The 22,551-nt window shown below is 68.0% G+C and carries 20 protein-coding genes; 13 read left to right on the top strand and 7 right to left on the bottom strand.

The features are described 5' to 3' along the window. Nucleotides 1–29: 29 nt before the first annotated feature. A complete protein-coding gene (ccmB, locus tag HMH01_RS11220) occupies nucleotides 30–686 on the bottom strand; it encodes a heme exporter protein CcmB (protein WP_171325571.1) in 657 nt (218 codons plus the stop codon). Next, a complete protein-coding gene (ccmA, locus tag HMH01_RS11215) occupies nucleotides 686–1,327 on the bottom strand; it encodes a heme ABC exporter ATP-binding protein CcmA (RefSeq protein ID WP_171325569.1) in 642 nt (213 codons plus the stop codon). Before ccmA ends, ccmB begins: the two co-directional genes overlap by 1 nt. 198 nt (nucleotides 1,328–1,525) lie before the next feature. Between ccmA and acnA the strand changes: the two genes are divergently transcribed. The 3 genes from acnA (at nucleotide 1,526) to HMH01_RS11200 (ending at nucleotide 5,657) form a co-directional block, all read left to right on the top strand. Next, the gene (gene acnA / locus HMH01_RS11210; protein ID WP_171325567.1) at nucleotides 1,526–4,279 is read left to right on the top strand and encodes an aconitate hydratase AcnA; all 2,754 of its coding nucleotides are present in this window, start codon (nucleotides 1,526–1,528) and stop codon (nucleotides 4,277–4,279) included. Between the two features lie 129 nt (nucleotides 4,280–4,408). Then, nucleotides 4,409–4,858 (top strand): methyltransferase family protein, encoded by a 450-nt coding sequence (locus HMH01_RS11205; RefSeq protein WP_171325565.1) that lies wholly within the window; start codon nucleotides 4,409–4,411, stop codon nucleotides 4,856–4,858. Between the two features lie 79 nt (nucleotides 4,859–4,937). Beyond that, a complete protein-coding gene (locus HMH01_RS11200) occupies nucleotides 4,938–5,657 on the top strand; it encodes a DUF1223 domain-containing protein (RefSeq protein WP_171325563.1) in 720 nt (239 codons plus the stop codon). A 3-nt stretch (nucleotides 5,658–5,660) separates the two neighbouring features. Here HMH01_RS11200 and HMH01_RS11195 read toward each other — a convergent pair whose 3' ends face one another. Both HMH01_RS11195 and infC read right to left on the bottom strand, forming a co-directional pair. Next, on the bottom strand, nucleotides 5,661–6,572 hold the full coding sequence (locus HMH01_RS11195) for a lysophospholipid acyltransferase family protein (protein ID WP_171325561.1): 912 nt from the start codon (nucleotides 6,570–6,572) through the stop codon (nucleotides 5,661–5,663). A 94-nt stretch (nucleotides 6,573–6,666) separates the two neighbouring features. Further along, nucleotides 6,667–7,212 (bottom strand): translation initiation factor IF-3, encoded by a 546-nt coding sequence (gene infC, locus HMH01_RS11190; protein ID WP_171326581.1) that lies wholly within the window; start codon nucleotides 7,210–7,212, stop codon nucleotides 6,667–6,669. A 175-nt stretch (nucleotides 7,213–7,387) separates the two neighbouring features. Here infC and HMH01_RS11185 point away from each other — a divergent pair, with 175 nt between their 5' ends. Both HMH01_RS11185 and HMH01_RS11180 read left to right on the top strand, forming a co-directional pair. Continuing rightward, the gene (locus HMH01_RS11185) at nucleotides 7,388–8,809 is read left to right on the top strand and encodes a homospermidine synthase (protein ID WP_171325559.1); all 1,422 of its coding nucleotides are present in this window, start codon (nucleotides 7,388–7,390) and stop codon (nucleotides 8,807–8,809) included. 98 nt (nucleotides 8,810–8,907) lie between these two features. Beyond that, nucleotides 8,908–9,132, top strand: a complete 225-nt coding sequence (locus tag HMH01_RS11180) for a hypothetical protein (RefSeq protein ID WP_171325354.1) — start codon at nucleotides 8,908–8,910, stop codon at nucleotides 9,130–9,132. Nucleotides 9,133–9,193: 61 nt separating this feature from the next. On the opposite strand, the gene thrS is transcribed toward HMH01_RS11180, so the two are convergent. Further along, nucleotides 9,194–11,143, bottom strand: coding sequence for a threonine--tRNA ligase (gene thrS / locus HMH01_RS11175; RefSeq protein WP_171325557.1), 1,950 nt, complete (start codon nucleotides 11,141–11,143; stop codon nucleotides 9,194–9,196). Nucleotides 11,144–11,225: 82 nt separating this feature from the next. Next, complete coding sequence (locus HMH01_RS11170; RefSeq protein WP_171325555.1) at nucleotides 11,226–12,404, bottom strand: glycosyltransferase; 1,179 nt, start codon at nucleotides 12,402–12,404, stop codon at nucleotides 11,226–11,228. Between HMH01_RS11170 and HMH01_RS11165 the strand changes: the two genes are divergently transcribed. Both HMH01_RS11165 and HMH01_RS11160 read left to right on the top strand, forming a co-directional pair. Continuing rightward, the gene (locus tag HMH01_RS11165) at nucleotides 12,403–13,173 is read left to right on the top strand and encodes an alpha/beta hydrolase (protein WP_171325553.1); all 771 of its coding nucleotides are present in this window, start codon (nucleotides 12,403–12,405) and stop codon (nucleotides 13,171–13,173) included. The two genes, HMH01_RS11170 and HMH01_RS11165, sit on opposite strands and share 2 nt — an antisense overlap. Before the next feature lie 5 nt (nucleotides 13,174–13,178). Beyond that, a complete protein-coding gene (locus HMH01_RS11160) occupies nucleotides 13,179–14,054 on the top strand; it encodes an alpha/beta hydrolase (RefSeq protein WP_246237421.1) in 876 nt (291 codons plus the stop codon). Between the two features lie 6 nt (nucleotides 14,055–14,060). On the opposite strand, the gene HMH01_RS11155 is transcribed toward HMH01_RS11160, so the two are convergent. Then, nucleotides 14,061–14,270 carry a hypothetical protein gene (locus HMH01_RS11155; protein ID WP_171325549.1) on the bottom strand — a complete coding sequence of 70 codons (210 nt, stop codon included), beginning with the start codon at nucleotides 14,268–14,270 and terminating at the stop codon, nucleotides 14,061–14,063. A 105-nt stretch (nucleotides 14,271–14,375) separates the two neighbouring features. Here HMH01_RS11155 and HMH01_RS11150 point away from each other — a divergent pair, with 105 nt between their 5' ends. From HMH01_RS11150 to glgA, 6 genes are all read left to right on the top strand, one after another. Beyond that, on the top strand, nucleotides 14,376–14,654 hold the full coding sequence (locus HMH01_RS11150) for a DUF2312 domain-containing protein (protein ID WP_171325547.1): 279 nt from the start codon (nucleotides 14,376–14,378) through the stop codon (nucleotides 14,652–14,654). 4 nt (nucleotides 14,655–14,658) lie between these two features. Then, nucleotides 14,659–15,075, top strand: a complete 417-nt coding sequence (locus HMH01_RS11145) for a VOC family protein (RefSeq protein WP_171325545.1) — start codon at nucleotides 14,659–14,661, stop codon at nucleotides 15,073–15,075. A 129-nt stretch (nucleotides 15,076–15,204) separates the two neighbouring features. After that, nucleotides 15,205–17,607: a glycogen/starch/alpha-glucan phosphorylase gene (locus HMH01_RS11140; RefSeq protein ID WP_171325543.1), complete on the top strand. Its 2,403-nt coding sequence runs from the start codon at nucleotides 15,205–15,207 to the stop codon at nucleotides 17,605–17,607. A gap of 15 nt (nucleotides 17,608–17,622) precedes the next feature. Continuing rightward, on the top strand, nucleotides 17,623–19,830 hold the full coding sequence (glgB, locus tag HMH01_RS11135) for a 1,4-alpha-glucan branching protein GlgB (RefSeq protein ID WP_171325541.1): 2,208 nt from the start codon (nucleotides 17,623–17,625) through the stop codon (nucleotides 19,828–19,830). Nucleotides 19,831–19,864: 34 nt separating this feature from the next. Next, nucleotides 19,865–21,130 (top strand): glucose-1-phosphate adenylyltransferase, encoded by a 1,266-nt coding sequence (gene glgC, locus HMH01_RS11130; RefSeq protein ID WP_171325539.1) that lies wholly within the window; start codon nucleotides 19,865–19,867, stop codon nucleotides 21,128–21,130. After that, a complete protein-coding gene (gene glgA / locus HMH01_RS11125; protein WP_171325537.1) occupies nucleotides 21,130–22,551 on the top strand; it encodes a glycogen synthase GlgA in 1,422 nt (473 codons plus the stop codon). The genes glgC and glgA overlap by 1 nt, the downstream gene beginning before the upstream one ends.

Below are 22,551 nucleotides of genomic sequence, written 5' to 3'. Positions count from 1 at the left end.
CTGTGCAATGGGCCGCTGCGTCGCAAGGCTCAGCGGATCTGGATGCGCAGGATCTGCGCCACCGCGAAGGGGGTGAGCGCAAGGATCGCGAGGGTCAGCGCCGCCGTCAGCGCCAGTGCGGGGACCGGGTCCTGCCCGTCGGCCGCGGCGATCGCGCAGCGCGCGCCGAAGATCAGCGTGGGGATGTAGAGGGGCAGGGTCAGCACCCCGATCAGCAGCCCGCCGCGGCGCAGTCCCAGCGTGAGCGCCGCTCCGATCGCGCCGATGAAGCTGAGCGCGGGCGTGCCCGCGGCGAGCGAGGCCACCAGCCACGGATAGGCCTGCCCGGGCAGTTGCAGCGTGAGCGCCAGCAAGGGGGCGATGACCAGCAGCGGAAGGCCCGTGGTCAGCCAGTGCGCCAGCGCCTTGATCGCGACCACGGCTTCCAGCGGCACGGGCGAGAGCGCCAGCGCGTCGAGGCTGCCATCCTCCCAGTCGGTCTGGAACAGCCGGTCGAGGGTGACGAGGCAGGACAGAAGCGCCGCGATCCACAGCGTGCCGGGGGCCACGCGGGCAAGGGCGTCCGGTTCCGGGCCCATGCCGAAGGGCACGAGCAGGACGACGATCAGGAAGAACACGAGCCCCTGCGCGGCCCCGCCGCCCGAGCGGAGCGCAAGCGCCAGCTCGCGGGACAGCAACGCCCGCATCAGGCGAAGGCCCCGTCGAGGAACGGGTCTGCCTGCGGCTGCGCGCCGGCTGCGCGCGGGACAAGGCGCAGGACATCCGCCTTCACGGGGACCGGCAGGTGGGTGGCGATGATGGCGATGCCGCCCGCATCGAGATGCCGCGTGACCAGCGCGCCCAGGGCCGCGGTGTTCTCGGCATCGAGAGAGACGGTGGGCTCGTCCAGCAACCACACGGGGGCCGCGCTGACCGCCAGCCGCGCAAGCCCCAGCCGCCGCTTCTGGCCGGCCGACAGTCGCCCCGCCGGACGCTCGGCCAGGCCGGTCAGCCCGAAGGCCGCCAGCGCGGGCGCGATTTCGCCGATGCCCGAGAGCGCCGCCCAGAAGCCGATGTTTTCGGCCACGCTGAGCGCGGGCTTGATGGCATCCAGATGGCCGGTATAGGCGAGTGCGCCCTCGACCTGGTGGAGGGGCGTGCCGTTCAGTGTTATGCTGCCCGCGAAAAGCTGGCCGAGCCCCGCCATGGCGCGCAGCAGCGTGGTCTTGCCCGCGCCGTTCGGCCCCTGGAGCAGGAGGGCGTGGCCGGGCGCGAGCGTGAAGCTCACCGGCTCGAACAGGCTCGACGCGCCGCGCCGGCACTCAAGGTCTCGTGCGTCCAGGGTCATCGCGCCAGCCATAATCGCATTCGCGGGCGGGCGCAAAGTCCGTGGTGGCCCGGGCGGGGAAAATCCGGAGGCGCGAAAACCGGAGGGGAAAAACAGTATGCAATGGTATGCTTTCCCCCTTCAAACCTCGGGGCGCCTTCGCTATAAGGCCGCTCAAGTGAGTTCGTCACCCTGTGCACAGGCAAAACGGGAGGTTCCATGCCCATCACCGTCGGTACCGACAGCGCCGCCACCCGCCGCACCCTCAAGGTGGGGCAGCAGGAGGTTTCCTTCTACTCCATCGCCGCCGCCGAGGCCGCGGGCCTTGGCGACTTCTCGCGCCTTCCGGCCGCGCTGAAGGTGGTGCTGGAAAACATGCTGCGATTCGAGGACGGCAAGACCGTCACCCAGGACGACATCCGCGCCTTTTCCGACTGGGCGGCCAAGGGCGGCAAGAACCCGCGCGAGATCGCCTATCGCCCGGCGCGCGTGCTGATGCAGGATTTCACCGGCGTGCCTGCCGTGGTGGACCTGGCCGCGATGCGCGACGCGATGGTGGCGCTGGGCGGCGACCCCGAAAAGATCAACCCGCTGAACCCGGTCGACCTGGTCATCGACCACTCGGTGATGGTGGACGAGTTCGGCAACCCGCGCGCCTTCCAGATGAACGTCGAGCGCGAGTACCAGCGCAACGGCGAGCGCTACGAGTTCCTCAAATGGGGTCAGGGTGCGTTCGACAACTTCCGCGTGGTGCCGCCGGGGACCGGCATCTGCCACCAGGTGAACCTGGAATACCTGGGCCAGACGGTCTGGACCGACGTGGACCAGAACGGCAAGACGGTCGCCTATCCCGACACGCTGGTGGGCACCGACAGCCACACCACCATGGTCAACGGCCTTGCGATCCTGGGCTGGGGCGTGGGCGGCATCGAGGCCGAGGCGGCGATGCTGGGCCAGCCGATTTCCATGCTGATCCCCGAGGTGGTGGGCTTCAAGCTGACCGGCGCGCTGAAGGAAGGCGTGACCGCCACCGACCTGGTGCTGCGCGTGGTCGAGATGCTGCGCAAGCATGGCGTGGTCGAGAAGTTCGTCGAGTTCTACGGCGCGGGTCTCGATCACCTGCCGCTGGCGGACCGCGCGACGATCGCGAACATGGCGCCCGAATACGGCGCGACCTGCGGCTTCTTCCCGATCGATGACGAGACGGTCCGCTACCTGCGCGTCTCTGGCCGCTCCGAGGACCGGATCGCGCTGGTCGAGGCCTATGCCAAGGAAAACGGCCTGTGGCGCGGGGCGGATTACGCGCCGGTCTATTCCTCGACGCTGGAACTGGACATGAGCACGGTCGAGCCGGCGATTTCCGGCCCGAAGCGCCCGCAGGACCGCATCGTGCTGAGCCAGGCGTCCGAGGCCTTCCTGAAGGTGGTGGCCGACCACCGCGGCATCGACCTGTCGGATCCGGCCAAGGACATGGCCGCCGAGGGGCCGGCCCCGGTCGCGCCCACCAACGGCATCTGCCACTCGGTCAAGGTCGACGGCCAGGACTACGAGATCCGCGACGGCTCTGTCGTGATCGCGGCGATCACGTCCTGCACCAACACCTCGAACCCCTATGTGATGATCGGGGCGGGGCTGGTGGCGCAGAAGGCCAACGCGCTGGGCCTGAAGCGCAAGCCCTGGGTCAAGACCTCGCTCGCGCCCGGTTCCCAGGTGGTGAGCGAGTACCTGGAAGCCGCGGGCCTGCAGGACGATCTGGACGCGCTGGGCTTCAACCTGGTGGGCTATGGCTGCACCACCTGCATCGGCAACTCGGGTCCGCTGCCGGCGGAAATCTCCAAGGCGATCGCGGATGGCAACCTGGTCGCGACCAGCGTGCTGTCGGGCAACCGCAACTTCGAGGGCCGCGTGAACCCGGACGTGCGGGCGAACTACCTGGCCTCCCCGCCGCTTGTGGTGGCCTATGCCATCGCCGGTGACATGAACATCGACATCACCACCGAACCGCTGGGCCAGGACCAGAACGGCAACGACGTCTATCTGAAGGACATCTGGCCGACCCAGAAGGAGATCGCGGACCTTGTGGAAAGGACCGTCACCCGCGCGGCCTTCCAGAAGAAATACGCCGACGTGTTCAAGGGCGACGCCGCCTGGCAGGCGGTGGAGACCGACGACGCGCTGACCTACAGCTGGCCGTCCACGTCGACCTATGTCCAGAACCCGCCCTACTTCAAGGGCATGGGCATGGAGCCGGGCGTGATCAAGGACATCGAGGGCGCCCGCGTGCTGGTCATGCTGGCCGATTCGATCACCACCGACCACATCTCGCCGGCGGGGTCGTTCAAGGCCGAGCATCCGGCGGGCAAGTACCTGCTGGACCGCCAGGTCGCCCCGCGGGAGTTCAACTCCTACGGCTCGCGCCGCGGCAACCACGAGATCATGATGCGCGGCACCTTCGCCAACATCCGCATCAGGAACGAGATCCTGGACGGGGTCGAGGGCGGCTACACCAAGGGGCCGGACGGCACCCAGATGCCGATCTACGACGCGGCCATGGCCTTCCAGGAGCAGGGCACGCCCACCATCGTGGTGGCCGGCAAGGAATACGGCTCGGGCTCCAGCCGCGACTGGGCGGCCAAGGGCACGGCGCTTCTGGGCATCAAGGCCGTGATCGCCGAGAGCTTCGAGCGCATCCACCGCTCGAACCTGGTGGGCATGGGGGTGATCCCGCTCGAGTTCGCGCCGGGCGAGAACCGCAAGTCGCTGGGCCTGACCGGCGACGAGGTGATCGACGTGCACGGGCTGGCGGGCGATCTCAAGCCGCAGTCGAGCGTCAAGGCGACGATCACCTACCGCGATGGCACGAAGAAGGAGATCACTCTGCGGTGCCGGATCGATACCGCGGTCGAGATCGAATACGTCGAGAATGGCGGCGTGCTGCACTATGTGCTGCGGAACCTGGCGAAATCCGCCTGACGCAGCCCTTCGAGGGACAGAAGACGGGAAAGGCCCGGGCCACGCGCCCGGGCCTTTTCGTCTTGCGATCCGGGGCTTGAGATTTCCGGCCTGTCGGGTTCTTCTCGAAGCTGAACCGGGGGGGAAGAAATGTTCGAGGGGTTTCGCCTGACGCCTGATCTGCCGCCCGTCTGGATGGCGGGCTTTGCCGTGCTGGCCTGGGGGCTTGGCGCGACCGTCCCGCTGCTGCGGTTCGATGCGGGGGCGCTAGCCTCGGCGCCGGTCTGGCTGGGGCTTGGCCTGATCCTGTGGGCGGCGTGGTACTTTTACACCCACCGCACCCCGATCGAGCCGGGCCATGTGCCGAAGTCCTTCATCACGCGCGGCCCCTACCGGCTGAACCGCAACCCGATCTATACCGGGCTGTCGCTGATCCTGCTGGGCATCGCGCTGGGGCAGGGGGCGCTGAGCGCGCTGCTGCCGGCGCTGGCCTATCCGTTCCTCATTACACGACGCTTCGTCCTGCCCGAGGAGGCCGCGCTGCGCCATGCCTTCGGCGCCGAAGCAGAGGCGTATTTCGCGCGCACGCGGCGCTGGTAGGATGACGCATCTCTCGCGAATGCTTTACTGGCCCGGAGCCGGATCGGGGAGTAAGCCTTTCCCAACGAACGAGGGGCTCATGCGTATTTTCAAGGTTCTAGTGACGGTATCGGTCGCCGCGATCGGCGGCATGGCCCAGGCGCAGGACCGGCCGGTCCTGGTCGAGCTGTTCACCTCGCAGGGCTGTTCAAGCTGCCCGCCCGCCGACGAGCTGCTGAAGGAACTGGGCCGGCAGGACGGCGTGATCGCGCTGGCCTATCACGTCGACTACTGGGATTACCTTGGCTGGGAGGACACGTTTGCCCAGCCCGAATTCACCGCGCGCCAGCTGGGTTATGCCGACCGCGTGGACCGGCAATGGATCGGGCGCAAGCTGCGCGGCAGCTTCACGCCCGAAGCGGTGGTGCAGGGCAGCGACAGCCTGGTGGGGTCCAATCGCGCCGCGCTCGAGGCGCGGATCGCGGCCCACCAGGCACTGCCGGAACGGGTGGACATCGCCCTGGAGCGTGATGGCGACGGGGTGCGCGTGCGCTTCGCGCCAAGCGCGGGGGATGTCGGGCCCGAAAGCGTGCTTTTCGTCGCCACCTACATGCCCAGCGCCGTGGTCGAGATCGAACGGGGCGAGAATGCCGGGCGCGAGATCGCCTACACCAACGTCGTCACCGGGCTGATCCGCTACGCCCGCTGGGACGGGCAGGGCCCGGGCGAGGTACGGGTCCCGAATGTGGAGCCGCCGCTCGCGGCCTTTCTTCAGCAGGGCGACGACGGTCCGGTCGTGGCGGTCGCGCGGCTGGAATAGGCGTCAGCCGGCCGCCGCGCGCTGCGCCCTGAGGCTTGCGCGCGTCGTCAGATCCCAGCGCCGGTGCAGCCAGTGCCACTGCTCGGGCATGGCGTGGACGCGGGCGGCAAGGCTGTCGTTCACCGCCTGGCTCATGGTCAGGGCATCGGTGTGGGGGATCGGCGGCTCGAACTCGATCCGGAAGGAAATCCCGTCGGGCTTGCGGATGCCATAGGCCGGCACCAGCGGCAGGTCGTAGCGCAGGGCAAGTTCGGCGATGCCCGTGGCGGTGGTGGCGGGCTTGCCCATGAAGTCCAGGATCTCTCCGTCGCGGGTCTTCTGATCCATCATCACCGCGGCGAAGCCCCCCGCGCGGACATGCTTGATCAGGTCGCGCATCCCTTTCGGCGTCTTGGCGAAAAGCGGCCGGCCGCCGGACTCGAACTGGGGCAGCATGTCGGCGTTGAAATAGCGGTTGTCATGGTCGCGGTAGATGCCGCCACATTCCATGCCGCGCGCCTTGAGCGCCGCGCGCACCGCGTCCCATTGCCCGAAATGACCCGACACCAGCAGCGCGCCGCGCCCCGCGGCGCGGGCCGCCTCGAGCGCGTCGAGCCCCTCGCCGGGCACCACCTCGATCCGGTCGAGATCGGTCACGAGGCGGGCATTGTCGCGCATCTCGAACATGGTGCGCCCGATATTGCCGGCATTGGCGCGCAGGATGGCGTCGCGCCGCGCGGCGGGCATGTCGGGATAGACATGGGCAAGGTTCGACTCGACCCGCCGCCGCAGGCCGGGAACGTTCAGGATCACCCGCCGCCCGACCCAGGCCGCAACGGCGCCGCGCCAGGCCAGCGGCATGCGGCGCGTCGCATGATGCAGCACGCGCAGCGGCAGGTTTTCGATATAGTCGAGAAAGGCGGAGTTGCCGGACATTTTCAGCTTCCGTGTCAGCTTCCGTGTCGGCTTCCATCCGGGCCGGACCCGGGATGGCGCCCCGGTGAACCGGGGCGCGCGGGAACCGTGATGCTCAGTGCTTGAGCGGGTTGATCATCATGACCATCTGCCGACCTTCCATCTTGGGCATGGATTCGACCTTGCCCAGTTCTTCGGTGTCGGCAGCGACCCGCTCCAGCAGTTTCCGACCCAGATCCTGGTGTGCCATCTCGCGGCCGCGGAAGCGAAGCGTGACCTTCACCTTGTCCCCGTTCTCCAGGAACTTGGTGACGTTGCGCATCTTGACCTCGTAGTCGTGGGTATCCGTGTTGGGACGGAACTTCACTTCCTTGATCTCGATGATCTTCTGCTTCTTGCGTGCCTCGGATTCCTTTTTCTGCTGTTCATACTTGAACTTGCCGAAATCCATGATCTTGCACACGGGCGGGGTGGCATTGGGAGAAATCTCGACCAGATCGAGCCCGGCCTCCTCGGCAAGTTCCATGCCGCGGGCGGGTGTCTGCACCCCGAGATTCTCGCCATCGGCTCCGATGAGCCGGATTTCCGGGGCCCGGATGCGTCGGTTGACACGGGGGCCGTCGTCGCGCGTGGGTGGCGCCTGATGGGGTCTGCGGGCTATGGCCTTACGATCCTTCTTTTGTTTCGGTCATAACGAATTACGGGCGCAAATCTGCGCCCGGCGAAAACATAGGCCAAATCCGTTGCTTTTGGAAGGGGGATCGCAGAGGGTGACGTTGCCGGCAGAGCGCGAGGCGCGGCTTGCCCCGGCACGATATCAGACCTTCGGGAGCGTCATGCCCTATCCAATCCATGGCCATATCGCCGGGCCGATCGTGATGATCGGTTTCGGCTCCATCGGGCGCGGCACCCTGCCGCTGATCGAGCGGCATTTCACCTATGATGCCCACGACATTCATGTCGTCGCCCCCGACGACACCCATGCCAACCTGCTGGCGCAGCGCGGCGTGAAGTTCCACAAGCTTGCGCTCACGCCGCAGAACTACCGCGAGGTGCTGGACGGCTTCTTCAAGGGCAAGCCGCAGGGCTTCTGCGTGAACCTGTCGGTGGATGTCGGCTCGCTCGACGTGATGAAGCACTGCCGCAGGCTGGGCGCGCTTTACATCGACACGGTCGTGGAGCCCTGGGCCGGGCATTACTTCGACGAAAGCCTGACCCCCGCGCAACGCACCAACTACGCCCTGCGCGAGACGGTGCGCACCGAAAAGCAGGCAAACCCCGGCGGCACCACGGCGATTTCCTGCTGCGGGGCCAATCCCGGCATGGTCAGCTGGTTCGTGAAGGAGGCGCTTCTCGACATCGCGCGCGACACCGGGCACGCCACCCAGATGCCGCAGGACCGCGCCGGCTGGGCGCGGCTGATGCGCGACCTGGGCGTCAAGGGCGTGCATATCGCCGAGCGCGACACCCAGGCCCCCGCCTATCCCAAGCCGATGGGCGTCTTCGTCAACACCTGGTCGGTCGAGGGGTTCGTGGCCGAGGGCTTCCAGCCGGCGGAACTTGGCTGGGGCACGCATGAGAAATGGATGCCGGAAAACGCCTATCCCCACGACACCGGCTGCCAGGCGGCGATCTATATCGACTATCCCGGCGCGCTGACCAGGGTCCACACCTGGTGCCCGACGCCGGGGCCGCAATACGGTTTCCTCGTCACCCATAACGAGGCCATCTCCATCGCCGACTATTACACCGTGGGCGAGGGGGCGAACCCGGAGTACCGGCCGACCTGCCACTACGCCTATCACCCGTCGAACATGGCGGTGCTGTCGCTGCATGAATGCTTCGGCTCGGGCAAGGTGCAGGAGAAGCACAAGATCCTGGACGAGAACGAGATCGTCGAGGGCATCGACGAGCTGGGCGTCCTGCTCTACGGCCATGCGCGGAACGCCTACTGGTACGGCTCGCGCCTGTCGATGGCCGAAACGCGGGAACTGGCGCCGTTCCAGAACGCGACCGGGTTGCAGGTCACATCCGCCGTGCTGGCGGGCATGGTCTGGGCGCTGGAGAACCCGCAGGCGGGCATCGTCGAGACCGACGAGATGGACCATGTGCGCTGCCTGGAGGTGCAACGCCATTACCTTGGCCCGGTCGAGGGGCATTACACCGACTGGACGCCGATTTCCCAGCGCTGGGACCGCTTCCGCGAGGATATCGACGAAAGCGATCCCTGGCAGTTCCGGAACATTCTTGCCAGTTGACGGGCGTCTGACGCAAGTCAATGCGGGCAAGGGGCGTTTGTGGTAGGTTTCCACGCATCCGCCGCGGATCCCGCGGCCTGTCAGCCGGAGAAGCCGCCATGCGCAATCTGATCATCGCCGCGGCCGTCGTGGTCGCCGCCGTCGTGATCTACTGGTTCGTGGCAACGCCCGTGAACGAACCCGAGACAGCCACCCCGCCCGTCGAAGCCCCGGCACCCGCCCCGGAACCGGCACCCGCGCCAGAGCCCGCCCCGGAACCTGCGCCAGAGCCCGAGCCGGCACCCGAAACAGCCCCGGAAGAGCCGCCGGCGGTGAACCAGTAGGCCTGGACAGCAAAAGCCCCCGGACCGGTCCGGGGGCTTTTCCGTGTCAGCGAACCCGCGCTCAGCGCAGGTCGGGCGGCACCGCCTCGTCCACGATCATCGCGATGGCGTCGTCGAGTTCCAGCACCTGGCTGGTGTTCTCGCCCAGGCGCCGCAGGCTGACGGTGCGGCTTTCCACCTCCTGCTTGCCGATCGCAAGCAGGAGCGGCACCTTGCCCAGCGAATGCTCGCGCACCTTGTAGTTGATCTTCTCGTTGCGGGTGTCGGCCTCGGCCCGGATGCCGGCGCGGGTCAGCGCCTCCACCACCTGTCCGACATAGGGATCGGCGTCCGACACGATCGAGGCCACCACCACCTGCCGCGGCGCAAGCCACAGCGGGAACTTGCCGGCGTAGTTCTCGATCAGGATGCCGATGAAGCGCTCGAACGAGCCCAGGATCGCGCGGTGCAGCATGACGGGGCGATGCTTGGCGCCATCCTCGCCCACATATTCGGCGTCAAGCCGCTGGGGCAGGTTGAAATCCACCTGGAAGGTGCCGCACTGCCATTCCCGCCCGATCGCGTCGGTCAGCTTGAAGTCCAGCTTCGGCCCGTAGAAGGCGCCTTCGCCCGGGTCGACCTGGTAGTCGTTGCGCACCTTGAGGATGGCATTCTCCAGCGCCGCCTCGGCCTTGTCCCAGATCTCGTCCGAGCCCACGCGCACATCCGGCCGGGTCGAGAGCTTGATGTCGAAGCTTGCAAAGCCCGCATCCTTGTAGATGCCCGACAGAAGGTCGATGAAGGCCGCGCATTCGGTCTCGATCTGGTCCTCGGTGCAGAAGATATGCGCGTCGTCCTGGGTGAAACCGCGCACCCGCATCAGCCCGTGCATGGAACCCGAGGATTCGTAGCGGTGGCAGGAGCCGAATTCGGCCAGCCGCAGCGGCAGGTCGCGGTAGGACTTCAGGCCCTGGTTGTAGACCTGCACATGGCAGGGGCAGTTCATCGGCTTGAGCGCATTGATGCGCTTCTCGCGGGCGTGCTCCTCGTCCACCTCGACGATGAACATGTTCTCCTGGTAGGCCTCCCAGTGGCCCGACTTTTCCCACAGCTTGCGGTCGACGACCTGGGGGGTCTTGATCTCCTTGTAGCCCGCACGGCCCAGCTTGCGGCGCATGTAATCCTCGAGCGTGCGGTAGAGCGTCCAGCCGTTCGGATGCCAGAACACCATGCCCGGCGCCTCTTCCTGCATGTGGAAGAGTTCCATCTCGCGCCCCAGCTTGCGGTGGTCGCGCTTCCTCGCCTCCTCGATCATGGTGAGATAGGCCTTGAGGTCGTTCTTGCTGCGGAAGGCGACCCCATAGATGCGCTGGAGCATCTTGTTGTTCGAATCCCCGCGCCAGTAGGCGCCCGCCACGCTCATCAGCTTGAAGGCGTCGGGCGGCACCTGCCCGGTATGGACCAGGTGCGGGCCACGGCACAGGTCCTGCCAGTAGCCGTGCCAGTACATGCGGATCGCCTGCCCCTCGGGGATGGCGTTGACCAGCTCGACCTTGAACGGCTCGTTGTTGGCCTTGTAATGGGCGATGGCGCGGTCGCGGTCCCAGACCTCGGTGGTGACGGGATCGCGGCGGGCGATGATCTCGCGCATGCGCTTCTCGATCGCCTCCAGATCCTCGGGGGTAAAGGGCTCCTCGCGGTCGAAGTCGTAATACCAGCCGTTCTCGATCACCGGGCCGATGGTGACCTTCACGCCGGGCCAGATCTCCTGCACGGCGCGGGCCATGATATGGGCGCAGTCGTGGCGGATCAGCTCAAGCGCTGCGTCATCCTTCGCGGTGACGATCTCCAGCGCGGCATCCGCCTCGATCGGGCGCGACAGGTCGGTAAGCTGGCCATCCACGCGCGCCGCAAGCGCCGCCTTGGCCAGCGAGGGGGCGATGTCCTGCGCCACGTCGGCCGCGGTCACGCCGGCCGCGTAGCTGCGCCTGGATCCATCGGGAAGGGTGAGAGAGATTTGTGCGCCGTCCATCGGCGGTCTCCTCCATGGTCTGGCGCCCACGACACGCCCGGTTACGGTTGGAGACCCCCTGATATACCCCGCGCGGGCGGTGTCAACCGCCGGCGCGGCCCGAAAGCACCTCTCGGTAAAGCGCCAGCGTCTCGGTCTGCATGCGCGCGACCGAGAAATCCGTCTGGATGAAATTCCGCGCGGCCATCGCCATCGCGGCCTGAAGGATCTCGTCGCGGTCGAGCGCGGCCGACACGGCATAGACCAGCGATCCCGCGTCGCGGTGGCGCACCAGCCAGCCGGTCTTGCCGGGCTGGACGACTTCGGCGCCGGCGCCGCTGTCGGTCGTGATGACCGGGCGGCCCATGGCCTGCGCCTGCAGCGCGTGATCGCAAAGCCCCGGCGCCTCGGTCGGCAGCGACAGCACCAGGGCCGCCAGCTTGTAGGCGGCGGCCCAGTCCTCGCAGGCCTCGACCCAGCGGATGCGCCCGCGCGCGCCACCCTGGGCGATGCGCGCGATGGCGCGCTCTTCCCCCTCGGGTTGGCCGATCAGTACCCAGACCGCGTCGGGCAGGGCCGGATCGGCGGCGGCCGTCCCGAGCCAGTCGAGCCAATGCGCATCGGCGCTGGCCTCGGGCACCAGGATCACCGGGCGCGGATCGTCCGACAGCCCCCAGGCGGCGGCCTGCGCCATGACCCGCTCGGGGCTGACGCGCAAGGCGTCGAATTCCGCCGGATCGATGCCCGGCGCGATGACCCGCACATCTGCCCCGGACAGGCCGAAATCGCGCCTGAGGCAGTCCGCGGCATAGGCGGAACGCACGATCACAGGCCGACCCGAGACATGCTTGCGCGCACTGCGCCGCCCCAGGAAGCCCGACGGGCGCGGCAGGCTTTCGCAGGTCATCACCAGCGGCAGGTTGGCGGCATCCGCGAAGGCGCGCGCGGCCAGCCCGCCCTCGAAGCCATGGACATGGACAAGCCCCAGATTGCGCTGGTGCACGGTGTCGAGCAGCGCCTGCGTGGCGCTGGACTGAAAGAGTGTGGTGCGCGCGCCGGAATAGGGCCGGTGATCCAGCCCCGCCCGGGTCAGCCGGTGCTGCGTGCGCGGATCGCCCCCGGCGACCACCATCTCGCCGCCCTCGGCCTTGAGCGCGCGGGCAACGGCAATGGCGCGCGTCGTTGCCGGAAGGGCAGGCTGGTCGGGCAGGAGTTGCAGCACGCGCGGCGCTGGGGCATCAAGGGGATGCGGGGCGACCCCGCCCTGATGACGGAGAAACATGCTCGAGATAAACCTCTATCGTGCCTCTGACGGGCGTTCATTGGCATACCATACAGTAAAAGCGGCCACTGGCAGCAAAAAACTGCCTGGAATCGTGTTTCTCGGGGGCTTCCGGTCGGACATGACCGGGACCAAGGCGGTGTGGCTGGAGGACTGGGCGCGACGTGCGGGAAGGGATTTCCTGCGCTTCGACTACACCGGCCACGGCCAATCCTCGGGCCGGTTCGAGGATGGCTGCATCGGCGACTGGATCCTTGACGCCACCCGGATCATCGAGGCGCTGACCGAGGGGCCGCAGATCCTGGTGGGCAGTTCCATGGGCGGCTGGATCGCGCTGTCGATCGCGCGCGACCGTCCCGAAAAGGTGGCGGGGCTGGTGGGCATCGCCGCCGCCCCCGATTTCACCGAGGACAGCATGTGGGCCGGCATGGACGACGCCACCCGCGCGCGGCTCATGTCCGAGGGCCGGATCGAGGTGCCGACGGAATACGCGCCCGAGCCTTACGTCATCACCCGCCGCCTGATCGAGGACGGGCGCGACCGGCTGGTTCTGCGCAGCCCGCTGCGGCTGGACTGCCCGGTGCGGCTGCTGCATGGCACTGCGGATGCCGATGTGGCGATGTCGGTGCCCTTGCGGCTGATGGAACATGCCGACTGCGACGACCTGCGGCTGACCTTCCTCAAGGGCTCGGATCACCGGCTGTCGAAGCCGCACGAGCTGGAGGCGATCCGCACCGCCATCGACGAAGTGACGGCGGCCCTGACGTGAGCGAGATGCACGCCGATCCCGACGCCTGGCTGTCCGCGCAGGAGGATGCGGCGGGCCGGGTGCGCCCGGCGGCCCGCAAGCGCATCCTGTGGGCCGATCCCGACAGGCGGGCGCGCACCCCTCTGTCGCTTGTCTATGTGCACGGCTTTTCCGCAAGCGCGGCCGAGACGCGGCCGCTGCCCGACCAGCTGGCCCAGGCGCTGGGGGCGAACCTGCATTTCACGCGGCTGACGGGGCACGGCATCGATGGCGCCGCGATGGGACGCGCCTCGCTGCCCGCCTGGCGCGCCGACGTGGCCGAGGCGCTGGCGGTCGGCCGCGCCATCGGCGAGCGGGTGCTGGTCATGGCCACATCGACGGGGGCGACGCTGGCCACGCTGGCGCTGACCCAGGCCAGGACGCGGGCGGACGTGGCCGGGGCGGTGTTCCTTGCGCCCAATTTCGCGATCCGGGCCCGCGGTGCGGCGCTGCTGGGCCTGCCGGGGGCGCGCTGGTTCGTGCCGCGGGTGATCGGCCCCAGCCGCGGCGGCGCGCCGCTCAATCCCGGTCACGCCGAGGGCTGGATCACCGAATATCCCACCACCGCGCTTGCGCCGCTGGGCGCGGCAGTGGCAGCCGCGCGCCGGGCGCCCGTGCAGCGGATCGGCGTGCCGGCGCTGTTCGTGCTGTCGGACCAGGACCAGGTGGTGCGCGCCGACCGGTCGCGGCTCGTGGCCGCCCGCTGGGGCGGCGGGGCCGAGGTGCTTGCCGTGACGCCCGGGCCGGGCGACGATCCGGCGGGCCATGTGATCGCGGGCGACGTGTTCAGCCCCGGACTGACCGAAAAGGTGCGCGAGGGGATCCTGGACTGGATCGCCCGCCGGGGGATCGCCGCGCCCTGAGCGGGATCAGAGGATCAGGCCCACCACCACGAAGGCAAGGCCAAGCCCCGCGACCCCGACCGAGGCCATGTTCAGCGCGACCAGCCCGTTCAGCTTGCGCCGCACCGCGTCGCGGTCGGGCTCCTTGCGCAGGGCATTCGCGGTGCGGATGCAATGCGCCAGTCCGATCAGTCCGATCAGCGTCGTCAGGGTGCCGAGGATCACGAGCCATGTCATGCCGCCTGCGTTAGCGTGAAGCCCCGCGCCCCGCAAGTGCTTGCCGGGGGACGGGGCGGCAAATAGGGTCACAGGCCAGATTCGGGCAACACCACAAGGACCATCATGGACATCTCCGATCCCGCCCTCGAGGATGACGGCCCGCGCGACATCCAGCGCGTCGCCGCCGCCGAGCTGCGCCAGTTCATCGAGCGTTTCGAGCGTCTCGAAGCCGAGAAGAAGGACATCGCCGACCAGCAGAAGGAAGTCATGGCCGAGGCGAAGGGCCGTGGCTACGACACCAAGGTGATGCGCAAGCTGATCGCGCTGCGCAAGAAGGATCCGCAGGAGATCTCCGAGGAGGAGGCGATCCTCGAACTCTACAAAGAAGCGCTGGGGATGTGAGACGATGACGGCGACACTGTTCCACCTGGCCTATCACGTCACCGATCTTGACCAGGCGCGCGCCTTCTATGGCGGCGTGCTGGGCTGCAAGGAAGGCCGCAGCACCGACACCTGGGTCGATTTCGACTTCTTCGGCCACCAGATCTCGCTGCACCGGGGGACGCCCTTCGAGACGACCGACACCGGCAAGGTCGGCGATCACATGGTGCCGATGCCGCATCTGGGCGTCATCATGGACCCCGACACCTTCAAGGCGGTGGCCGGCCGGCTGGAGGGGGCGGGCCATGCCTTCATCATCCCGCCCAGCCTGCGATTCAAAGGCCAGCCGGGCGAGCAGTGGACGATGTTCTTCCGCGACCCCTCGGGCAACCCGATCGAGGTGAAGGCCTTCACCAGCCCCGAGGGCGTTTTCGCGGCCTGATCCCGGTGGCGGCCCCGCGATCGGCCGCCGCCGATTCCCGGCGGCGCTTTCAAAGCGCTTTGAATCCCTTTTGGCATGCTGTAAGACCCCGGGCTTGAGGCCCAGGACGCGCAATCGACGGAGGTCGCGATGACCCGTGACGAGCTGAAGGCGGAAATGCTCCGCCACCTGCAATACTCCTTCGGCAAGGATCCCGCCCACGCCCAGGTGCGCGACTGGCGCATGGCGCTGTCGATGGCGGTGCGCGACCGGATCGTCGAGCCGTGGTTCGCCGCGACCCGCGCGACCTATTCCGGGCAGCACAAGCGCGTCTACTACCTCAGCCTGGAGTTCCTGATCGGCCGGCTGCTGGAGGATGCGATCGTCAACCTTGGCCTCGGCCAGGCCGCGCGGGAGGCATGCGCGGCGCTGGACCTGGATTTCGAGGCGGTGATGACCGACGAGCCGGACGCGGCCCTTGGCAATGGCGGGCTCGGGCGGCTGGCGGCCTGCTTCCTCGACAGCCTGTCGACGCTCTCGATCCCCGCGCATGGCTACGGCATCCGCTACGAGCACGGGCTCTTCAAGCAGTCCTTCCACGAGGGCCGGCAGGTCGAGCAGGCCGAGGACTGGCTGAACCAGCCCCACGCCTGGGAATTCGAGCGGGCGGAATCGAGCTACGAGATCGGCTTCTGGGGCGAGGTCGAGGAAAAGGACGGCCGCGCCATCTGGCATCCGGGCGACGCGGTGCTGGCGCGGGCCTACGACACCCCGGTGATCGGCTGGCAGGGGCGCTGGGCCAACACGCTCAGGCTGTGGGGGGCGAAGCCGACCAAGCTGTTCGACCTTGCCCGTTTCAACACCGGCGATTTCACCGCCGCGGCCCAGCCGGAAGAGGCCGCGCGCACCATCAGCCGGGTGCTCTATCCCGACGACACCACCGATGCGGGGCGCGAGCTGCGGCTGAAGCAGGAATATTTCTTTGCCGCCGCCTCGATCCGCGACATCCTGCGCCGCTACACGTCGGAGTATGACGACATCCGCAGGCTGCCCCACAAGGTCGCGATCCAGCTCAACGACACCCATCCCGCCATCGCCGGGCCGGAACTGGTGCGGATCCTGCATGACGAGCACGGGCTGGCCTTCGACGAGGCGGTGCAGATCGCCAGCGCCACGCTGAACTACACCAACCACACCCTTCTGCCCGAGGCGCTGGAGCGTTGGTCCGAGGGGCTGATGCGCCACCTGCTGCCGCGCCACATGCGCCTGATCGAGCAGATCGACGACTGGCACGCCCGCACCACGAAGGGCCGGACCCTGTCGGCCATCGACCAGGGCAGCGTCAAGATGGGCGAATTGTCCTTCATGCTGGCCAACCGGGTGAACGGCGTATCGGCGCTGCATACCGGGCTGATGAAGAAGACCGTCTTCGCCGAACTGGACCGCCTGCATCCAGACCGGATCGTGAACCAGACCAACGGCGTGACCCCCCGGCGCTGGCTTCTGGCCTGCAATCCGGGGCTGTCGGGGCTGGTGACCGAGACCATCGGCACCGGCTGGGAGGACGACCTGGAGCGGCTGGGCCAGCTCGATCCGCATGTGTCGGACGCGGGCTTCCGCGCGCGGTTCGCCGCCGTCAAGCGCGCGAACAAGGCGCATCTGTCGGACTGGATCGGGCGCGAGATGGGGATTTCGGTCGATCCCGACGCCATGTTCGACGTGCAGATCAAGCGCATCCACGAATACAAGCGCCAGCTGATGAACGTGCTCGATGTCATCGCCACATGGCACGCGATGCGGGGCGAGCCGGGGCTCGACTGGGTGCCGCGGGTCAAGATCTTTGGCGGCAAGGCGGCGCCGGGCTACCAGACCGCGAAGGAGATCATCCGCCTGATCAACGACGTGGCGACGGTGGTGAACAGCGATCCGGCCATCGGTGACCGGCTCAAGGTGGTCTATCCGCCCAACTACAACGTCTCGATGGCCGAGCGGCTGATCCCGGCGGCGGACCTGTCGGAACAGATCTCCACCGCCGGCAAGGAGGCGTCGGGCACCGGCAACATGAAATTCGCCCTGAACGGCGCGCCGACCATCGGCACGCTGGACGGCGCCAATGTCGAGATCCGCGAGCGGGTGGGGGCCGGGAACTTCTTCCTCTTCGGCCTGACCGCCGAGGAAGCGATGGCCCGGCGCGAGGTGCCCGATCACGCGGGCCGCGCGATCGCCGCCTCGCCGGAACTGGCGCAGGCCATCGCGCACCTGGAGCGCGGCACCTTCAGCCCCGGCGAGCCGGATCGCTACCGCCACCTGGCCCAGATCCTGCGCCACCACGACTATTTCCTCGTGTGTTCGGATTTCGCGGCCTACCACGCGAAACAGCGCGCGGTGGACGCGGTCTTCCGCGATCGTGACGCCTGGGTCGCGATGGCGGCGCGCAACACCGCCCGCTCGGGGTGGTTCTCGTCGGATCGCACCATCCGCAGCTATGCGGCTGAAATATGGGACGTGACACCGGTGGAGGTCGGGCCTGGGGCTTGCGTTCTGGCGTCCTGAGGCTAGGCTTCGTTCATGGCTTCTGACGCACCCGACCCGACCATCCCGATCGATGCCGAGGCTGCCCGCGCCGTGGCCGAGGGCCGGCATCCCGATCCGTTTTCCATCCTCGGGCCGCACCTGACGGGGCGGGGGCGCGTCCTGTGCGTCTTCGATCCCGGCGCAGAGGAAATGTCGGCCCGCATGACCTCGGGCGAGGTGGTCCCGCTGGCCCCCGTGCCGGATGCGCGCGGCGTCTTTGCCGGCGCGATCCCGGACGGTGGCTATCGCCTGAAGGCGCGCGGCTACGGCCAGGACTGGGAGGTGGACGATCCCTACCGCTTCGGCCCCGTGCTGGGCGAGATGGACGAATACCTGCTGGGCGAGGGCACCCATGCCCGGCTGTGGACCGCGCTCGGCGCCCATGTGATGACCCATGAGGGCGTGGACGGCACGCATTTCGCGGTCTGGGCGCCCAATGCCTCGCGCGTGTCGGTGGTGGGGGATTTCAACGGCTGGAACGGCCGCCGCCACATCCTGCGCAGGCGCGGTGCCAGCGGCATCTGGGAAATCTTCATGCCCGGCCTGGGCGAGGGCACCGTCTACAAGTACGAGATCCTCGACGCGGACGGCAGGCTTCTGCCGCTCAAGGCCGACCCGGTGGGCTTCGGCGCGCAGCACGCGCCCGAAACCGCAAGCGTGGTGCGCGACATCCGCGGCTATGGATGGCGCGACGCGCCCTGGATCGAGGCGCGGGCGGAACGCCAGACGATCCACGCGCCCATCAGCATCTACGAGGTGCATCTGGGATCCTGGCGCCGGCTGGCGGCCGAGGGCGACCGCCCGCTGTCCTACCGGGAACTGGCAAAGGAACTGGTCGACTATGTCGTCGACCTGGGCTTCACCCATATCGAACTGATGCCCGTGTCCGAGCATCCCTTCGACGGCTCATGGGGGTATCAGCCGGTCGGGCTGTTCGCACCCACCGTCCGTTTCGGCCCGCCGCACGAGTTCCGCGACCTGATCGACGCGGCGCACCAGCGGGGCCTGGGCGTGCTGATGGACTGGGTGCCGGGGCATTTCCCGAGCGACGCGCACGGGCTGGGCCGCTTCGACGGCACGGCCCTCTACGAGCATGCCGACCCGCGAGAGGGGTTCCACCAGGACTGGAACACGCTGATCTACAACTTCGGGCGGACGGAAGTGGCGAACTTCCTGATCTCGAACGCGCTCTACTGGCTGGAGGAATACCATATCGACGGGCTGCGCGTGGATGCGGTGGCGTCCATGCTCTACCGCGACTACAGCCGCAAGGATGGCGAGTGGGTGCCCAACCGGCATGGCGGGCGCGAGAACCTGGAGGCGATCGCCCTCTTCCAGCGCATGAACGCCCAGGTCTATGGCGAGGTGGACGGCATCCTGACCGCGGCCGAGGAAAGCACCGCCTTTCCCGCCGTGTCCCGCCCCGTGGACATGGGCGGGCTTGGCTTCGGGTTCAAATGGAACATGGGCTGGATGAACGACACGCTGGGCTACATCCAGAAGGATCCGATCCATCGGCGCCACCATCACAACCAGATGACCTTTGGCATACATTACGCGTGGTCCGAGAATTTCATCCTGCCGATCAGCCATGACGAGGTGGTCCACGGCAAGGGCTCGATGCTGGGCAAGATGCCGGGCAGCGACTGGGAGAAATTCGCCAACCTGCGCGCCTATTACGGCTTCATGTGGGGGCATCCGGGCAAGAAGCTGCTGTTCATGGGGCAGGAATTCGCCCAGGGCCGCGAATGGCGCCACAACACGCAGCTTGACTGGCACCTGCTGGACCAGCCGCTTCACAAGGGGATGCAGGCGCTGGTGCGCGACCTGAACCGGGTCTATGTCGATACGCCCGCGCTACACGCGCGCGACTGCGAACCCGAGGGGTTCCAGTGGATCGAGGCGAACGCGTCTGACATCTCGGTCTTTGCCTGGCTGCGCAAGGGCGGCCATGACAGCGCGCCCTGTGCGGTGATCTGCAACTTCACCCCCGTCGAGCGTACCGCCTGGGTCTGCGGCCTGCCGCTTCCGGGACACTGGGAAGAGGTGCTGAACACCGATGCCGGGCTTTACGGCGGCGGCAACCGGGGCAACATGGGCGGCGTCGCAGCAGACGGCCCCCCGGCGCATGGCCAGCCCCATTCCGCGAAGGTGACGCTACCGCCATTATCGACGATCATTCTGCGCCACAGCGGGCACTAGATCCGCAAGCGCGCCACAGGGAGGGGATAGTTCCATGCACCAACCAAGCCGCCGCCTGACCGCGCGGACCATGGCCTTCGTCCTGGCGGGGGGGCGTGGCTCCCGGCTGAAGGAGCTGACCGACCGACGGGCGAAACCGGCCGTCTATTTCGGCGGCAAGACGCGGATCATCGACTTCGCGCTTTCGAACGCGCTGAACTCGGGCATCCGCAAGATGGCGATCGCCACCCAGTACAAGGCGCACAGCCTGATCCGCCACATGCAGCGTGGCTGGAACTTCTTCCGGGCCGAGCGGAACGAATACCTGGACATCCTGCCCGCCTCGCAGCGCGTGGCGGAAAACAAGTGGTACCTGGGCACGGCGGACGCGGTCACGCAGAACGTGGACATCGTGGACAGCTACGACGTGGATTACGTCCTGATCCTGGCGGGCGATCACATCTACAAGATGGATTACGAGCTGATGCTTCGCCAGCATGTGGACAGCGGCGCGGACGTGACCGTGGGCTGCCTGACCGTGCCCCGCGCCGAGGCGTCGGCCTTCGGGGTGATGGACGTGACGGCCGAGGGGCGGATCACCTCGTTCCTGGAAAAGCCCAGGGATCCGCCGGGAATGCCGGGCGACCCGGACCGCACGCTTGCGTCCATGGGCATCTACGTCTTCGACTGGAAGTTCCTGCGCGAGCTGCTGCTGGCCGATGCCGAGGATCCGAATTCCACCCATGATTTCGGCGGCGACCTGATCCCGCATATCGTGAAGAACGGCAAGGCGATGGCGCACAAGTTCGACGAGAGCTGCGTGCGCCACCGCCCCGACGCGCCCGCCTACTGGCGCGATGTCGGCACCGTGGACGCCTTTCACCAGGCCAATATCGACCTGACCGGCTTCGACCCCGAGCTGGACCTGTGGGACACCAACTGGCCGATCTGGACCTATTCCGAAAGCGTGCCGCCCGCCAAGTTCATCCATGACGAGGAGAACCGCCGCGGCTCTGCCGTCAGCTCGATGGTGTCGGGGGGCTGCATCATTTCGGGGACCGAGGTGCGCAAGTCGCTTCTGTTCACCGGCGTGCACACGAATTCCTATGCCGTGCTCGATCACGTCGTGGCGCTGCCCTATGCGGTGATCAACCGCTCGGCGCGGCTGAAGAACACGGTGATCGACCGCGGCGTGGAAATTCCCACCGGCCTTGTCGTGGGCGAGGACCCGGAAGAGGACGCCAAGTGGTTCCGCGTGACCGAAACGGGCCGCGTGCTGATCACCCAGCCGATGATCGACCGCTGGAGCGCCGCCCGCTGATGCGCGCCGTCCTGTCCGTCGCGTCCGAATGCGCACCGCTGGTCAAGACCGGCGGGCTGGCCGACGTGGCCGGCGCACTTCCGGCGGCGATGGCGGGACAGGGCTGGCGCATGCGCACGCTGATCCCCGGCTATCCGTCCGTGATGGCGCAACTGGACAATGCAAGCGTGCATTGGGAGGCGGCCGAGCTGTTCGGCGGCCCGGCCCGGCTCTGGGGGGGCAGGGTGGCGGGGCTCGACCTGATCGTGCTGGATGCGCCGCATCTCTATGACCGGGACGGCTCGATCTACCTCTCCACGCAGGGCGCCGACTGGCCCGACAACCCGGAACGCTTTGCCGCCCTGTGCTGGGTGGCGGCGATGATCGCGCGGGACGGGCTGCTGGACTGGCGCCCTGAGCTGGTGCATTGCCATGACTGGCAGGCAGCCCTTACCCCCACCTACCTGAAGTCGCAGGGCACCGCCGTTCCCAGCCTTCTGACGATCCACAACGTGGCCTTTCACGGGCTGGCCGGGCCCGACCGGCTTTTCGCCCTCAGGCTTCCGGCCGATCGGTTCAACCCCGACGGCTTCGAGTTCTACGGCCAGATCAGCGCGCTGAAGGCGGGGCTGATGGATGCGGACGCGATCTCTACCGTCAGCCCCACCTATGCGCGCGAGCTGATGACGCCGGATTTCGGCATGGGGCTCGATGGCGTGCTCAGGATGCGGGCGGGCGACCTGCACGGCATCCTGAACGGGATCGACCTGGACATCTGGTCGCCGGCGACGGACCCGGCGATCGCGCAGTTCAGCACGCCGCGCGGCAAGGCGCGGGCGCGGGCGGGCCTGCTGGCCGAATTCGGCATCGAGGATGGCGGCGGGCCGCTGGCCATCGTCGTCTCGCGGCTCACGGGGCAGAAGGGGCTCGACCTGCTGCTGGAAGCCGCGCCGCGCTTTCTGGCGCAGGGGGGCAGCCTTGCGGTGCTGGGTTCGGGCGAGCGCTGGCTCGAGGACCGCTTCCGCCTGCTGGCCGAGCGCGAGCCGCGGGTCGGCACCCGGATCGGCTATGACGAGCCGCTCAGCCACCGCATGTTCGCCGGCGCCGACGCGGTGCTGGTCCCCTCGCGGTTCGAGCCCTGCGGCCTGACCCAGATGTACGGGTTGCGCTATGGGGCGGTGCCGCTCGTGGCCCGCACCGGCGGGCTGGCCGACACGGTGATCGACGCGAACGAGGCGGCCCTGCGCGCGGGCGTTGCCACCGGGATCGTCGTCACCCCCGGCGATCCCGGCGCGCTGGCGCAGGGGCTGGAGCGGCTTTGCACGCTGCATGCCGATCCCGTCGCCTGGTCGCGCATCCAGCGCAACGCCATGCGCCACCCCGTCGGCTGGGAGGACAGCGCCGCCCGCTACGCGCAACTCTACGCAGCACTTGCGGGCTGA

This window comes from Halovulum dunhuangense (genome assembly GCF_013093415.1).
Classification (GTDB): Bacteria; Pseudomonadota; Alphaproteobacteria; order Rhodobacterales; family Rhodobacteraceae; genus Halovulum; species Halovulum dunhuangense.
Note: the sequence above shows the minus strand (reverse complement) of the source record. Positions and strands in the feature narration are given on the sequence as shown.

Coding starts and splice junctions, on each gene's coding strand:
- ccmB (WP_171325571.1), bottom strand. CDS start 686: ATGCGGGCGTTGCTGTCCCGCGAGCTGGCGCTTGCGCTCCGCTCGGGC.
- ccmA (WP_171325569.1), bottom strand. CDS start 1,327: ATGACCCTGGACGCACGAGACCTTGAGTGCCGGCGCGGCGCGTCGAGC.
- acnA (WP_171325567.1), top strand. CDS start 1,526: ATGCCCATCACCGTCGGTACCGACAGCGCCGCCACCCGCCGCACCCTC.
- HMH01_RS11205 (WP_171325565.1), top strand. CDS start 4,409: ATGTTCGAGGGGTTTCGCCTGACGCCTGATCTGCCGCCCGTCTGGATG.
- HMH01_RS11200 (WP_171325563.1), top strand. CDS start 4,938: ATGCGTATTTTCAAGGTTCTAGTGACGGTATCGGTCGCCGCGATCGGC.
- HMH01_RS11195 (WP_171325561.1), bottom strand. CDS start 6,572: ATGTCCGGCAACTCCGCCTTTCTCGACTATATCGAAAACCTGCCGCTG.
- HMH01_RS11185 (WP_171325559.1), top strand. CDS start 7,388: ATGCCCTATCCAATCCATGGCCATATCGCCGGGCCGATCGTGATGATC.
- HMH01_RS11180 (WP_171325354.1), top strand. CDS start 8,908: ATGCGCAATCTGATCATCGCCGCGGCCGTCGTGGTCGCCGCCGTCGTG.
- thrS (WP_171325557.1), bottom strand. CDS start 11,143: ATGGACGGCGCACAAATCTCTCTCACCCTTCCCGATGGATCCAGGCGC.
- HMH01_RS11165 (WP_171325553.1), top strand. CDS start 12,403: ATGCTCGAGATAAACCTCTATCGTGCCTCTGACGGGCGTTCATTGGCA.
- HMH01_RS11170 (WP_171325555.1), bottom strand. CDS start 12,404: ATGTTTCTCCGTCATCAGGGCGGGGTCGCCCCGCATCCCCTTGATGCC.
- HMH01_RS11160 (WP_246237421.1), top strand. CDS start 13,179: ATGCACGCCGATCCCGACGCCTGGCTGTCCGCGCAGGAGGATGCGGCG.
- HMH01_RS11155 (WP_171325549.1), bottom strand. CDS start 14,270: ATGACATGGCTCGTGATCCTCGGCACCCTGACGACGCTGATCGGACTG.
- HMH01_RS11150 (WP_171325547.1), top strand. CDS start 14,376: ATGGACATCTCCGATCCCGCCCTCGAGGATGACGGCCCGCGCGACATC.
- HMH01_RS11145 (WP_171325545.1), top strand. CDS start 14,659: ATGACGGCGACACTGTTCCACCTGGCCTATCACGTCACCGATCTTGAC.
- HMH01_RS11140 (WP_171325543.1), top strand. CDS start 15,205: ATGACCCGTGACGAGCTGAAGGCGGAAATGCTCCGCCACCTGCAATAC.
- glgB (WP_171325541.1), top strand. CDS start 17,623: ATGGCTTCTGACGCACCCGACCCGACCATCCCGATCGATGCCGAGGCT.
- glgC (WP_171325539.1), top strand. CDS start 19,865: ATGCACCAACCAAGCCGCCGCCTGACCGCGCGGACCATGGCCTTCGTC.
- glgA (WP_171325537.1), top strand. CDS start 21,130: ATGCGCGCCGTCCTGTCCGTCGCGTCCGAATGCGCACCGCTGGTCAAG.